We start from the raw sequence: 14,970 nt of genomic DNA on the forward strand, positions 1-14,970 counted from the left end.
GTCGCTGGGTCCGCGCTCCGGCATGGAGCTGCTGGCCGAGCTGCAGCGCCGCCACCTGTCCGTGCGGCCCCTGGTGCTGACCATGTCGGCCCAGCCCCGCCACGTCGGCATGGCCCTCAAGCTGGGCGCCTGCGGCTATGTGCTGAAGGGCTCGCCATCGGAGGAACTGCTGCAGGCCATCGAGGCGCTGCGCAGCGGCCGCCGCCATCTCGGCCAGGGCGTGGGCGAACTCGCCGCGCGGGCGCTGGCTGAAGGCACGGGCGACGACCCCTTCGCCGCGCTGTCGGTGCGCGAACGCCAGGTCGTCACCATGGTCGTCGATGGCCATTCCAGCAGCGAGATCGGCACCGCCCTGCATTTGTCGCCCAAGACGGTGGACAGCTACCGCAGCCGGCTGATGGCCAAGCTCGGCGCGTCCGATGTGACGGCCCTGGTCAAGCTGGCAATACGTCACGGTCTGATCAGCAACGACGCCTGAGCGGCGCGGACCTGAGCGCCCCGGCAACCGGCATCAAGAACTCCCGGCAGCGCCGCCGGGTGGGGGCGCCTAGATTGACAGTCACCGGCCCTCGGTCGGCGAAAGTCCCAGATGCCCGTCCCCCAAAGCTCAGAGGCCCTCCATGCGGGCGCATGAACTCCCCGCCGACGAGGCCGAGCGCCTGCAGTGCCTGGCCGAGCTGGGCCTGAGCCAGCCGCCCACCCAGCCCGAGCCCGACGCCGTGCTCGACGGCCTGGTGCGCTGCGCCGCTCATCTGCTCGGTTATCCCATCGCGCTGATCAGCCTCGTCGGCGAGCGCCGCATGTGGTTCAAGGCCCGCTACGGCACCGAGGTGGTCGACTGCGAGCGCGAGGCCTCCTTCTGCGCCCACACCATCCTCGGCGAGACGCTGTTCGAGGTGCCCGACGCCACGACCGATCCCCGCTTCGCCACCAGCCCCTGGGTGATCGGTGCAACCCGCCTGCGCGCCTACGCCGGCCTGCCCATCCGCCTGGGCAACCTGACGCTGGGGGCCCTGTGCGTGGGCGACACCGTGCCGCGCCGCCTGGACGCCGTGCAGGCCACGCTGCTGGCCGACATTGCCAACGCGGTCGGCGCCTGGTTCGCCCACCRCCGCGAGCATGTCGACCTGCTCGCCAGCCGCACCCATCTGCAGGCCCAGGCCGAGCTGCTCGGCCGCCTCAGCAGCGAGACGCCCGGCATGCTGTTCCAGTACCGCAGCGCGCCCGGCGGCGGTGGCGAACTCGGCTTCATCAGCGGCCAGGCCGAGCACATCTTCGGCCCCATGGCGCCGCTGCAGCCTGAGGGCCTGCGCGTCTTCGCCGAGCGCGTGCACCCTGAGGACCTGCCCGGGCTGTTGCTAGGCATGCGCGAGGCCAAGGCCGGCCAGCAGGCCTGGCAGCGGCTGTTCCGCGTCTGCCTGCCCGGCGCCGAGCGGCCGGCCTGGCGCTCCGGCCGCGCCARCCCCTCGCTGCAGGCCGACGGCAGCGTGCTCTGGCATGGCTTCATCGCCGACGTCGACGAGCACATCGAGATCGAGAACCTGCGCCGCGACAAGCTCGCCGCCGAACAGGCCAGCGCCGCCAAGAGCGCTTTCCTGTCGCGCGCCAGCCATGAGCTGCGCACGCCGCTGAATGCCGTCATCGGCTTCAGCCAGTTGCTGCTGCTCAACCATGAAGAGCCCCTGACGCCGCGCCAGCAGGAGCRCATCGAATGGGTGCTGGACTCCGCCAAGCGCCTGCACCAGCTGGTCGATGGACTGCTCGACGTCGACCGCGCCGAGCCCGGCCGCCCCAGCCGCTTCGATGCGGGCTCCGGGGCCGAGGATGCCTTCACCCTGCTCTACATCGAAGACGAGCCGCTCAACACCCTGCTCGTGCAGGAAGCGCTGCGCGACCGCCCCGACTGGCGCGTGCTGCACGCTGGCGACGGCCGCGCCGGCCTGGCCCTGGCCAAGACCCAGAAACCCGAGGTCGTGTTGACCGACATCAACCTGCCTGGCCTKTCGGGCCTGGACGTCGTCCGGGAGCTGCGCGCAGACGCCGCCCTGGCCGGCACGCTGTGCATCGCGCTGTCCGCTGACGCGACGCCGGGCCAGATCGAGCGGGCCATGCAGGCCGGCTTCGACGACTACTGGACCAAGCCGCTGGACATCCTCGAGCTCGCCGGCCGCCTGGCCGATGCGCTTGCCGAGCACGGCGGCCGCTGATTCGATTGCTTCTCAGGGAGAGAACATGATGAATGCCCTCGCGACGAGCCCCAGGCCCGCCCCCCCGCCCGCCCAGCCCCGCGTGACCCGGCCCGCGGCCGCGGCCGTGGCCCGCACACCGTCCGAGCGTGCCTGCCTCATCCATCTGCTCGTCGTCGACGACGACGTGGCCGCCATCGAATACCTGGGCCAGCTGCTCAAGGGCTTCGCGCAGATCAGCTTCGCCACCAATGGCGAGGATGCGCTGCGCCTGGCCGAGCTGCATCGCCCCGACCTGGTCCTGCTCGATGTCGAGCTGCCTGGCATGGACGGCTTCGAGGTCTGCCGCCGCCTGCGCGCCACACGCGGCCTGGCCGAGCTGCCCATCATCTTCGCGACCTCGCATGTCGATCCCGGCATCGAGGCCCGTGCCCTCAGCCTCGGCGCCAACGACTTCCTGCGCAAGCCCTTCGACGACGTGCAGGTGCTGGCCCGGCTGCGCACCCAGCTGCGCGCCGCCGCCGAGCGCACAGACAAGCCCGAGGCCACCGCCCAGAGCCGCACGCGCATCCTCATCGTCGACGACGACGCCACCAGCATCCAGCTCGTGCGCAGCCTGCTGGCCGACGTCGGCGAATGCCATTTCGCGCTGAACAGCGCCCAGGCCCTCAGCCTGGTCGGCGAGCTCAAGCCCGACCTCATCCTGCTGGACATCGACCTGCCCGACAGCGACGGCTTTCACCTGTGCAAGCGGCTGCGCGCCGACGCCGCGCTGGGTCAGGTGCCCATCATGTTCCTGACCCAGTCCCACACCCTCGGCCACGAGGCCCGCGCGCTGGCTCTGGGCGGCGACGACTTCGTGCGCAAGCCCTTCAGCGCACCGGTGCTTTGCGCCCGCGTGCGCCGCCTGGTTGAGCGCAAGCGCTCGCTGGAGCGCCGCCAGGTCGACCACGACCACCGCCAGATCAGCGACGGTCGGGTCGCCGCCATCGTCCAGGCCTGCAAGGACGCCATCCTCGTCGTCGACGCGGCCGGCGGCGTCGTCATGGCCAATGCCGCCGCCTGCGCCCTGCTCAACGTGAGAGCACAGCCGCTCAGCCTGCGCCTGGATGAGCTGCTCATCATCGACGCTCTGGGCCGCCACTGCGTGCAGCGCGCCAGCGGCCAGCGCGTACCAGTCGAGGTCAGCACCTCGACCGAAGGCGAAGGCGCCGACGCGCTGACCGTGCACGTGCTGCGCGACACCCGCGAGCGCGACCGCGAGCAGGCCCTGGCGCGCCGCCAGACCGAGGCCGCCGCCACGCGCCGCGCCACCGCGTCCATGCTCTCCTACATCGCCCATGAGATCGGCAACCCGGTCAACGTCATCAAGGGTTTCGCCCAGCTGATGCAGGCCGAACGCCTGAGCGCCAGCCAGGCCGACAAGCTCGCCCACATCCTCGACGCCGTCGGCCAGCTGTCGGGGCTGCTCGGCGACGTCAGCGACGTCGCGCGCATGGAGTCGGGGCAGTTCCATGTCGAATTGCAGGATGTCGAGCTGCACACCCTGGCCGGGCAGGCCTGCGAACCGGCCGCCGCCCAGGCCGCCGCCGTCGGCATGCTGCTGAGCGCGCCGCCACCGGCACCGCCCGTGCGCGTGCGCGCCGACGCCCGCCGCCTGCGCCAATGCCTGGACAACCTGCTGTCCAACGCCATCAAGTACGCCGGCGACGGCATCTGCATCGCGGTCGAGATCGAAGCCCGCGGCCCCGAGGTCGTGCTGGCCGTGCAGGACCGCGGCTGCGGCCTCAGCGAAGACCAGCTCGCCCACCTCTACGAACCCTACAACCGCCTCGGCCGTGACGGCGGCGCCATCCCCGGCACGGGCCTGGGCCTGACGCTGACGCGCGACCTGGTGCAGGCCATGGGCGGGCGGCTGGAGGTGCGCAGCCAGCCCGGCCGCGGCTGCCGTTTCGAGATATTGCTGGCGGCCAGCCAGCCCACAGACAACCCGGATTGACTCAGCCTCGCTGCGCGGCCCCAAAATGGGCCGCGCCATGCCTTTGACCCTCCCCAGCCCTCTCCACCCCGCCGCGCCCAGCCCGCTGGCCAGCCGGCTCGACAGCCTGTTGCCGGCCCTGGCGGATGCCCGCGTGCTGCTCGTCGATGACGACCCCGGCATGATCCAGATGCTCGGCCGGCTGCTGTCGGGCTACAGCCAGCTGCGCTTCGCCACCGACGGCGCCCAGGCCCTGGCCATCGCGCGGAGCTGGCAGCCCGAGCTGGTGCTGCTGGACGCCGAGATGCCCGGCATCGACGGCTTCGAGGTCTGCCGCCAGCTCAAGGCCGACCGGCTGCTGGCCGAGGTGCCCGTCATCTTCGTCACCCAGCACACCGGCGCCAGCGTCGAGGCTGCCGTGTTCGAGCTCGGCGCGGCCGACTTCGTCGCCAAGCCCGTCGCCGGCCCGGCCCTGCGCGCCCGCGTCGCCATGCAATTGCGCCTGCATCGCACCGCCCAGCGCCTGCTGCGCCTGGCCCGCCGCGATACGCTGACCGGCCTGGCCGAACGCGCCCAGTTCGACGACGAGCTGGACCTGGAATGCCGCCGCGCCCGCCGCAGCGGACAGCCGCTGGCCCTGCTGCTGGCCGGCCTCGAAGGCCTGGCGGCCTACCGCAAGCGCCATGGCCAAGGCGCCGCCGACAACGCGCTGCGTCATGTCGCCGGCCTGGCCCAGCAGGCACTGCAGCGGCCCGGCGACCTGGTCGCGCGCCATGACGACGAAGTCTTTGCGCTGCTGCTGCCCGACACCACGGCTGCCGGCGCCGCGGCCCTGGCCGCACGCCTGCAGCAAGCACTGGCCGGAGAGGCCGAACTGACCCTGGCTATCGGCATCGGGCTGCTGGCCAGCGAAGGCGACCCGAGCGTGGCCGCCGCCGCCGCGCTGGCCGCGGCGCTCGAGGCCGGTCCGGGCCGGGTCTGCGTGTGCGCTGCGACTGCCGACGGCCACGAGCCGCCGCTCGCAACATGAAGCTGCCCGCTCCCGACAGCTGGCCCACCCAGCTGGACACGCGCCACAGCCTGTTGCTGGTCGACGACGACGCCGCCAGCGTGCAGGTGCTGGCGCGCATGCTCAGCGGCCTGGGCGAACTGCGCTTCGCGCTGTCCGGCGAGGACGGGCTGCGCCTGGCGCGTGAGAGCCCGCCCGACCTCGTCCTCGTCGACGCCGAGATGCCCGGCCTCTCGGGCTTCGAGGTCTGTGCCGCGCTGCGCGCCGACCCGCGGCTGGCCGACGTGCCCGTCATCATCATCACCGGCCACACCGAGGTCGCCGTCGAGGTGGCTGGTTTCGCGGCCGGTGCCTCCGACTTCATCCGCAAGCCGCCGGTGGCCGAGGTCGTCGTCGCGCGCGCCCGCACCCAGCTGCGCCTGAAGGCCCTGGGCGACGCGCTGCGCGCCTCGGCCCTGACCGACGGCCTGACAGGCCTGGCCAACCGCCGCCGTTTCGACCAGGACCTGCGCCTGGAATGCGAGCGCGCCCGCCGCGGCCACGAGAGCCTGGCCCTGCTGTTGATCGACGTCGACCACTTCAAGCGCTACAACGACCGCTACGGCCATGTGGCCGGCGACGCCTGCCTGCGCGAGATCGCCGCCGCCATCCGCGGCTGCATCCGCCGCCCGGCGGACCTCGCCGCGCGCTACGGCGGCGAGGAGTTCGCCGTGCTGCTGCCGCAGACCGACGCGGCCGGCGCGCGTGCCATGGCCCAGCGCATCGTCGACGCCGTGGCCGACCTGGCGCTGGCGCATGCCGATGCGACACCGAGCTGCCTCGTCAGTGTCTCGGTCGGCTGGGCCGCAGCCCGGCCGGATCTGGACGCCAGCGTCGTGCTGACACGTGGCGAGTCCCTCGTCGAAGCGGCCGACCGCGGCCTCTATGCCGCAAAGGCGGCCGGCCGCGGTCGCATCGGCGAAGCCAGCGAGGCCCATGCCCACGCTTGAGCGCCAGCCGCGGCTCGGCGGCCCACACACTGCGCCAGACCAGGACCCGACATGTCCCTGACTTCCTGTGCCCCATCCACACTGCGCCGCTGGCTCGCCGGCCTGTTGCTCGCTGCGACCACGTTCGCGGTTCCGGCTGCTCCCCTGGTCATCGCCATTGGCGACTCGACGCTGTTCGCGCCGCTGCAGCTGGCCGCGCAGGAGGGCTTCTTCGCGGCCGAGGGCCTGGACGTGCAGATCATCGGCTGCATCAACGGCCGGCGCTGCCTCAAACACCTCACCGACGGCGAGGCCCAGATCGCGACGGTGGCCGACACGCCCATGGTGTTCGCCCTGCATGCCGGCCACCGCTTCGAGATCGTCGCCACCTTCGGCACAACGCCCCGCGACACGGCACTGGTGGGGCGCACCGACCGCGGCATCCGCACGCCCGCCGATCTCGCCGGCAAGCGCATCGGCGTCGTGCGCGGCACGAGCGCCCACTACTTCACCAACGTCTTCCTGCTCGTCAATGGCGTGCCGCGCGACTCGGTCAACCTCGTCTTCATCGACCCCGATCGCGGCGCCGAGCCGCTGCTGCGCGGCGAGGTGGACGCGGCCGGCCTCTACCGCCCCGCGGGCCCCCAGGCGCTGCAGCAGCTCGGCCCCAAGGGCGTGCAGTTGTCGACACTGCGGCCCTACACCGTCATGGTCAACCTCGTTGCCCAGCCCGGGCTCAGCCAGGCCACGCTGCTGCGCATGCTCAAGGCGGCACAACGCGGCGTGGCCCTGCTCAACAACCAACCGGGCCGCGCCCACGAGCTGCTCGGGGCACGCTGGAAGGTCGGCGCCCGCAATGCCGCCGCCCAGCTTGACGGTTATGAGTTCCACCTCGGCCTCGACCAGAACCTGCTGTCGACACTGGAGGCCGAGTCGCGCTGGGCGGTGCGCGAAGGCCTGGTGGAGAACAAGGCCGTGCCGGACTATCTCGAGCTGATGCGCGTCGAGCCGCTGCGCGCGCTGGATCCGCGCTCGATGACGATAGTCAAGTAATGATGGTGCCCCTCGACCGCCCCCGCCTCGCTGAACGCGGGCGTGTCCAGTCGGTCCCCCTGGGGGACGGCGATGCATGCGGCGTCGAGCCGCATGCACATCGCCAGAGCGGGCCGGCTAGGGAACGGCCCGGCGCTCGGCCCGCCGAACCCAAATATCCGCGGAGTCATTGATGCGCCTGCGCCCCGCCCTGATGACCTGTGTGATCGCGGCGCTGCTGGTCGTCGGCACGCGGCTGACGAGCATCGCCATCGAGCGCGAAGCCTCCGAGCGCAATGACGCGCAGCGCACGACGGTCGAGGTCATTGCGCGCGACGCCGCCGGCCTGCTGGTGCTGACCCAGGACTACGGCCTGTACCACAGCGAACGCGCCGCCCGGCAGTGGAACCTCGTGCACCAGCGCCTGAGCCAGGCGCTGGCCAACTACGCCGGCGCGGACGCGGCCAGCGCCGAGCAGGTCGGCGACCTGCAGGACACGGCCCGCGGCCTGCCGCAGGTCTTCGCCGCGCTGCGCCAGGCCTCGCAGTCGGCAGCCGTCGATGCCGATGGTGTCGCCCGCCGCGAGATGCTGACCGACCAGCTGGTCAACGAAACGCGCCGCGTCAGCGACGGCGCCTTCGAGCTGTCGCGCGACCTCGTCGAGTCGCGCCGCCGCGACGCCGTGCGCCAGCGCTGGCTGGCGGTCGCCACGCAGGCCACGCTGCTGACGCTGACGCTGCTGCTAGCCGGCCTGCTGCTCAAGCGCGTGCTCGCGCCCATCGACAAGCTGCGCAGCGTGGCCAAGGCCGTCGAAGGCGGTGACCTGGCTGCCCGCAGCGGCCTGCAGAGCAAGGACGAGCTCGGCCAGCTGTCGCAGGCCCTGGACGCCATGACGGCCGCCCTGCAGCAGCGCGACACGGCCCTGCGCGACAGCAACCGCCAGCTTGCACGCAACGAGGCCTTTCTGGAGCGCGCCGGCCAGATGGCGGGCGTCGGCGGCTGGGAGCTGGATGTGGACAGCGGCCGGCTGAGCTGGACGGGCCAGACCCACGCCATCCACCAGTTGCCGGACGGCACCGAGCCGGACAGCGAGGCGGTCTTGCGCGGCTTCATGACCGACTCCGAGCAGAAGCTGCGCCAGGCCATGGCCACGGCCGCTCGCACCGGCGAGGGCTGGGACCTGGAGCTGGAGCTGCTGGCCCCGGACGGTCGGCTGCGCTGGCTGCATTCCGTCGGCGCCACCGAACGAGAAGAAGGCCGCGAGGCCGGCCGCGTCGTCCGTCTTGTCGGCGCCGTGCAGGACATCACCGAGCGCCGCGCCGATGCCGACGCCCTGCGCCGCGCGATGCAGGCGGCCGACGCGGCCAGCGCGGCCAAGAGCGACTTCCTGGCCAATATGAGCCACGAGATCCGCACGCCCATGAACGCCGTCATGGGCCTGACCTTCCTGCTCGAACGCACGCCGCTGGACGCCGCCCAGCGCGACCTGCTGGCCAAGGTCAGCAGCGCCAGCCGCTCGCTGCTGGACGTGATCAACGCGGTGCTGGACCTGTCCAAGATCGAGGCCGGCGAGATGGTCATGGAAGCCACGCCCTTCGACCCGCGCGCGCTGCTGCGCGATGTCGCCAGCCTGTTCCAGTCGCAAGCCGAGTCCAAGCGCATCGCGCTCAATCTCGAATTGGACGCAGGCCTGCCACCGCTTCTGCTCGGCGACGCGGCGCGGCTGCGCCAGGTCGTCAGCAACCTCGTCTCCAACGCCATCAAGTTCACGTCCGAGGGCGAGGTCGCCTTGAGCGCGCGCTGCGCCGACGCCGGTGCCCAGCCGCTGCAGCTCGAGATTGCCGTGCAGGACAGCGGCATTGGCATTCCGGCCGAGGCGCTGTCGCGCATCTTCACGCCCTTCACCCAGGCCGACAGCTCCACGTCGCGCCGCTACGGCGGCACGGGCCTGGGTCTGTCCATCGTCAAGCAGCTGTGCGAGCTGATGGGCGGCCAGGTCGGCGTCAGCAGCAGCCCCGGCGCCGGCACCCGCTTCATCGTGCGCCTGCCCTTCGAGCCCGCGGCCGGCCCGGGCCCGGCCATCCGCCCGCTGACGCTGCTGCTGGCCAGCGACGATGCCACCCAGCGCGACGCGCTGCAGCGCCTGTGTGCCGACCTGGGCTGGCAGGCCGAACCGCTGGACGCCGCCGCGGCGCTGATGGAGCGCCTGGGCCGCGCCGCACCCGACCTGGTGCTGCTCGACCACCGCCTGTTGCAGACCCTTCCCTTGGCCGGGCAGCGCGTCTTGCAGGAACGCCTGGCCACCCTGCCCTGCGTGTTGATGAGTCGCGGTGCCGGCGTGGGGCAGCTGCGCCTGCCAGCCGATGTGTCGGCCCTTTTCGACGCCGTACAGGCGGCGCTGGCCGCGCGCGGCACCACGCAGCCGCTGCTGGCCAGCGGCCCCAGCGCCACAGCCGTGCAGCGCCTGCCCGGCGTGCGCGTGCTGGTGGCCGACGACAGTGACATCAACCTCGAGGTGGCCCGGCGCATCCTGGAGCAGGAGGGCGCGATCGTCACGCTGGCCCAGGACGGGGCCGCCGCCGTCGCGCGGCTGCGCGCCGAGCCGAGGGGCTTCGACGCGGTGCTGATGGACGTGCAGATGCCGGTGCTCGACGGCTTGGCCGCCGCGCGCAGCATCCGCACCGAACTCGGCCTGCGCGAGCTCCCCATCCTGGCGCTGACTGCCGGCGCCCTGCTCAGCGAGCGCCAACGCGCGCTGGACGCCGGCATGAACAGCTTCATCAGCAAGCCCTTTGATCCGGCCGGCCTCGTGCAGCAGCTGCGCGAGCAGGTCGAACGCATGCAGGGCCGGCGCCTGCCGGTGGCCGCCCGCGCCGCAGAGAGCCCGGCGAGCGAGGCCTGGCCGGCGCTGGACGGCATCGACAGCGACGAGGCCAGCCAGCGCATGCAGGGCGACCTGGACTTCTTCGCCCGGCTGCTACAGCGCCTGCTCGACGAGTTCGTGGACCTGACGGCATTGGCACCCCTGGATGCCACGCAAGCCGCCGCCCGCCTGCACAAGCTGGGCGGCAGCGCCGGCTTGCTGGCGGCTGCGGCCCTGCGCCAGGCAGCCCAGCGTGGCGAAGTCCAGGCCCGCGCCGGACAGGACTTTCAGGCCGCGCTGGCCGAAGTGGCGCAGCGCCTGTCGGCACTGGCGGCGCAGGCCCGACCCTGGCTGCAAGGTCGCCAGCCCGGCCCGGCGACCGCCGCGGCCCGCCCGCTGGATGCGCAGGCGCTGGTGCGCTTGAAGCAGGCCCTGCAGGCGCATGACCTGGCCGCCCTGGACCAGTTCCAGCCCCTCGCCCCGGCACTGCGCGCGGCCTGCGGCGAGGCCGGCTTCGAGCGGCTGCGCCACGCGCTGGACCGGCTGGATTTCGAGGCGGCGCTGGCTGTTCTCAGCTCCATTGCCGACGCACCAGCTTGACGCGCTGCATCGCCGCATCGGACTGGGCCAGCGCCGCCAGAGTGCGTGCCGTCGAGACGGATTCGCAAAGCAGGGCGAAGAGCGTCTATGGCTGCAATCGATCACGCCCAGCCTGTTGCGGGGCGGTCAGCCCACCGGCAGGGCCGTCTCGTACTTGACCTCGCGCAGCACGACGTTGCTGCGTACGCTGCTCACGCCCGGCAGCTTGAAGATGTGCTGCTGCAGGAAGAGGTCATAGGCCTTCATGTCGGCCGCAACGACCTTGATGACGTAGTCGGCTTCGCCGGTGATGGCATGGCATTCGATGATCTCGCGTCGCGTGCCCACCAGGCGTTCGAACTGCTCCACCGCGCCTTCGCTGTGCCGCACCAGGCTGACATTGGCCAGCACGAGGATGGACAGGCCGATCTTCTCGCGGTCCACCAGCACGACCTGGCCGCGGATGACGCCGCGCTCCTCCATCTCCTTGACGCGCCGCCACACCGGCGTGGCCGACAGGCCCACCTTCTCGGCCAGAGCCTGGGTCGACAGGCGCGCATCAAGCTGCRACGCCTCAAGGATCTGCAGGCTGGCCCGGTCGAACTCGTTTGTTTCCATGTCAGTGGTGCCCGGCCGCCCGAAGCCACTGACGCGCCCCCTCGGGGGGCAGCCAGCAACGCGGGCGTGGGGGGCGTTTCGTTAAATAGCCTCTTTGGAGAAGAATCATCTCATTCGGCCCGCCGCAACCCGGCATTGAGGCAAGTTCTTCCGGCGTATGGAGGGAAGAATTTCCCGCCTTAGGAGATCCGATGTCCGACACCTCTGTCACGCCCAGCCTGCGCCCCTACCAGCTCAGCGACAACCTCGCCGCCAACAGCGGCGCCGTCTTCCTGACCGGCACGCAGGCCCTGGTGCGGCTGCTGCTCGCGCAGAAAGCCCAGGACGAGCGCGCCGGGCTGAAGACGGCCGGCTTCGTCTCCGGCTACCGCGGCTCGCCGCTGGGCATGGTGGACCAGCAGCTGTGGAAGGCCAAGAAGTTCCTCGAGAAGGCCCACATCGAGTTCCTGCCCGCCATCAACGAAGACCTCGCCGCGACGGCTTGCCTGGGCGTGCAGCGCGTGGCGCTGGATGCGCAGCGCACCGTCGATGGCGTGTTTGCGATGTGGTACGGCAAGGGCCCGGGCGTGGACCGCTCGGGCGATGCGCTCAAGCACGGCAACGTCTACGGCACGAGCACGCAGGGCGGCGTGCTGGTCGTCTGCGGTGACGACCATGGCTGCGTCTCCAGCAGCACGCCGCACCAGAGCGACCAGGCGCTGCAGGCCTGGAGCATGCCGCTGGTGCACCCGGCCAATGTGGCCGAGTACCTGGAGTTCGGCCTGTATGGCTGGGCGCTGTCGCGGTTCTCGGGCGCCTGGGTGGGCTTCAAGGCGATCTCGGAGGTCGTCGAGAGCGGCATGACGGTGGACCTGGACGCGGTGGCGCTGGACTTCACCCAGCCCGTCGACTACACGGCGCCGACCAATCTGCACATCCGCTCGGTCGACCTGCCCTCACTGGAGCTGGAATCGCGCCTGGCGCACAAGATCGAAGCGGTGAAGGCCTTCGCCAAGGTCAACAGCATCGACAAGCACATCGTCACCAGCCCGGCGGCAACTTTGGGCATCGTGACGGTGGGCAAGGCGCACTACGACTTCATGGAGGTACTGCGGCGCCTGGACCTCGACCCCAACGCCCTGGCCGCGGCCGGCGTGCGGGTCTACAAGGTCGGCCTCGTGTTCCCGCTGGAGCCGACGCGCATCACCGAGTTCTGTTCCAACCTGACCGACGTGCTGGTCATCGAGGAGAAGGGCCCGGTCGTCGAACGCCAGATCAAGGAGCTGCTCTACCACCTGCCCGACTTCCAGCGCCCGCGCGTCGTCGGCAAGACGGATGAACATGGCTGCGCGGTGCTGAGCGCCCTGGGCGAGCTGCGCCCCAGCCGCATCATGGGCACGGTGGCCGACTGGCTGGCGCGGCTGAACCCGGCGCTGGACCGCCGCCACCTGGTCGTCGACTTCCTGACACCGCAACTGCTGAGCAACGCCGCCGACGCGGTGCGCCGCCAGCCCTATTTCTGCTCGGGCTGCCCGCACAACACGTCCACCAAGCTGCCCGAGGGTTCGCGGGCGCTAGCGGGCATCGGCTGCCACTTCATGGCGAGCTGGATGGAGCGCGGCACGTCCGGCCTGATCCAGATGGGCGCCGAGGGCGTGGACTGGGCCGCGCAAAGCCGCTTCACGAACGAGAAGCACGTCTTCCAGAACCTGGGCGACGGCACCTACTACCACTCGGGCTACCTGGCCATCCGCCAGGCCATCGCGGCCAAGACCAACATCACCTACAAGATCCTCTACAACGACGCGGTTGCTATGACCGGCGGCCAGCCGGTGGACGGCCAGACCAGCGTGCCGCAGATCGCGCGCCAGGTGGAGGCCGAGGGGGTCAAGCGCCTCGTGGTCGTGTCCGACGAGATCGGCAAATACGACGGCCACCACGGCCTGTTCCCGGCCGGCACGAGCTTCCATGGCCGCAGCGAGCTGGATGCCGTGCAGCGCGAGCTGCGCGAGATCGAAGGCGTGACGGTACTGATCTACGACCAGACCTGCGCCGCCGAGAAGCGCCGTCGCCGCAAGAAGAAGGAATTCCCGGACCCGCCGCGCCGCATCTTCATCAACGAGGCCGTCTGCGAGGGCTGCGGCGACTGCGGGGTCGCATCGAACTGCCTGTCCGTGGTGCCGGTGGAGACCGACTGGGGCCGCAAGCGCGCCATCGAGCAGAGCAGCTGCAACAAGGACTTCTCCTGCGTGAACGGCTTCTGCCCGAGCTTCGTGTCGGTGCACGAACCGGTGCTGAAGAAGAAGGCCGGCGGCAGCTACACGGCGCAAGACCTGGCGCGCGAGCTTGCCGCCATCACTCCGCCCGCACCCTGGCAGTGGACGGGCCCGTTTGATCTGCTGGTCACGGGCGTCGGCGGCACGGGCGTCGTCACCGTCGGCGCGCTGGTGTCGATGGCCGCCCACCTCGAGGGAAAACAGGCCTCGGTGCTGGACTTCATGGGCTTTGCGCAGAAGGGTGGCGCGGTGCTGAGCTTCGTGCGCGTGGCACCAACGCTGGACCTGCTGAACCAGGTGCGTATCGACACCCAGCAGGCCGACGTGCTGCTGGCCTGCGACATGGTGGTGGGCGCCTCGCCCGATGCGCTGGGCACGGTGAAGGCCGGTCGCACCGTCATCCTGGCCAACACGCATGAACTGCCCACGGCCGGCTTTGTGCGCAACCCGGATGCATCGCTGCAGGGCGACTCGCTGATCGCCAAGATGAAGTTCGCCGTCGGTGAGCACGGCGAGCTCAGCACCATCGATGCGCAGGACATCTCGCAGCGCCTGATGGGCGACACCCTGCCCAGCAACATCATCATGCTGGGCGCCTGCTGGCAGCGCGGCCTCATCCCCGTCAGCGAGGCGGCGCTGATGCGCGCCATCGAGCTGAACGGCGTCGCCGCCGAGGCCAACAAGACCGCCTTTGCGCTGGGCCGCTTGGCCATCGCTGCACCGGACGCTATTCCGAGGCTGGCCGGCGACGTCAACGTGGTGAAGCTCTTCAACTTCGACCAGCTCGACGGCCCAGACGGCCTGATCGAGCGGCGCGCCCAGTTCCTGACCGGCTACCAGGACGCCGCCTATGCCCAGCGCTACCGCGCCCTCGTCGAACGCGTGCGCATTGCCGAGTCCGCCCTCGGCAAGGGCCAACGCCTGACCCAGGCCGTGGCCCGCTACTACGCCAAGCTGCTGGCCATCAAGGACGAGTACGAAGTCGCGCGCCTGTACACCGACGGCCGCTTCGAGAAGGCGATGAAGGACCAGTTCGAGAACTGGGAGCGCCTGTCCTTCCACCTCGCCCCGCCGCTGATCTCCAGGCCCGGCGCCGACGGCCGCGCCAGGAAGATCGAGCTGGGTTCGTGGACCTTCACGGCCTTCAAGTGGTTGGCCAAGCTCAAGGGCCTGCGCGGCGGCGTGCTGGACATCTTCGGCAAGACCGAGGAGCGCCGCATGGAGCGCCAGCTCATCACCGACTACGAGAAGCTGGTCGATGAGATCCTGGCCTCACTGACGGCCGACAACCTGAACACCGCTGTCGAACTCGCCCGCCTGCCCGAGAAGATCCGCGGCTATGGGCATGTCAAGCATGCCAACGTCATTGCGGTGAAGAAGCAATGGCAGGCACTGCTGGATCGCTTCCATGGTCGCACGGTCGAGGTTGCGGTGCAGCCGGTGGCGATGCCGGTGCGGGTCAAAGGCGTGGCGGAGCTGTAG

General features: G+C 71.0%; 9 protein-coding genes. 8 read left to right on the top strand and 1 reads right to left on the bottom strand.

The genetic code is table 11. The annotated features are described in order from the left end of the window. The 7 genes from ACXJKR_RS01230 to ACXJKR_RS01260 form a co-directional block, all read left to right on the top strand. Positions 1-478 (top strand): LuxR C-terminal-related transcriptional regulator (locus tag ACXJKR_RS01230; protein ID WP_457320063.1); only part of this gene is annotated, 478 nt, incomplete at its 5' end. A 142-nt stretch (positions 479-620) separates the two neighbouring features. Next, positions 621-2,207, top strand: coding sequence for a response regulator (locus ACXJKR_RS01235; protein ID WP_457320065.1), 1,587 nt, complete (start codon positions 621-623; stop codon positions 2,205-2,207). A 25-nt stretch (positions 2,208-2,232) separates the two neighbouring features. Further along, the gene (locus ACXJKR_RS01240) at positions 2,233-4,185 is read left to right on the top strand and encodes a response regulator (protein WP_457320066.1); all 1,953 of its coding nucleotides are present in this window, start codon (positions 2,233-2,235) and stop codon (positions 4,183-4,185) included. A gap of 37 nt (positions 4,186-4,222) precedes the next feature. Beyond that, complete coding sequence (locus tag ACXJKR_RS01245) at positions 4,223-5,194, top strand: response regulator (protein ID WP_457320068.1); 972 nt, start codon at positions 4,223-4,225, stop codon at positions 5,192-5,194. Further along, positions 5,191-6,162, top strand: coding sequence for a diguanylate cyclase domain-containing protein (locus tag ACXJKR_RS01250; RefSeq protein ID WP_457320070.1), 972 nt, complete (start codon positions 5,191-5,193; stop codon positions 6,160-6,162). The genes ACXJKR_RS01245 and ACXJKR_RS01250 overlap by 4 nt, the downstream gene beginning before the upstream one ends. A gap of 51 nt (positions 6,163-6,213) precedes the next feature. Further along, positions 6,214-7,194 (top strand): ABC transporter substrate-binding protein, encoded by a 981-nt coding sequence (locus ACXJKR_RS01255; protein WP_457320072.1) that lies wholly within the window; start codon positions 6,214-6,216, stop codon positions 7,192-7,194. 172 nt (positions 7,195-7,366) lie between these two features. After that, on the top strand, positions 7,367-10,636 hold the full coding sequence (locus ACXJKR_RS01260; protein WP_457320073.1) for an ATP-binding protein: 3,270 nt from the start codon (positions 7,367-7,369) through the stop codon (positions 10,634-10,636). 126 nt (positions 10,637-10,762) lie between these two features. On the opposite strand, the gene ACXJKR_RS01265 is transcribed toward ACXJKR_RS01260, so the two are convergent. Beyond that, complete coding sequence (locus ACXJKR_RS01265) at positions 10,763-11,233, bottom strand: Lrp/AsnC family transcriptional regulator (RefSeq protein ID WP_457320075.1); 471 nt, start codon at positions 11,231-11,233, stop codon at positions 10,763-10,765. Positions 11,234-11,424: 191 nt separating this feature from the next. On the opposite strand from ACXJKR_RS01265, the gene ACXJKR_RS01270 reads away from it, so the two are divergent. Continuing rightward, the gene (locus ACXJKR_RS01270) at positions 11,425-14,970 is read left to right on the top strand and encodes an indolepyruvate ferredoxin oxidoreductase family protein (RefSeq protein WP_457320077.1); all 3,546 of its coding nucleotides are present in this window, start codon (positions 11,425-11,427) and stop codon (positions 14,968-14,970) included.

The organism is Roseateles sp. P5_E11, from assembly GCF_054049355.1.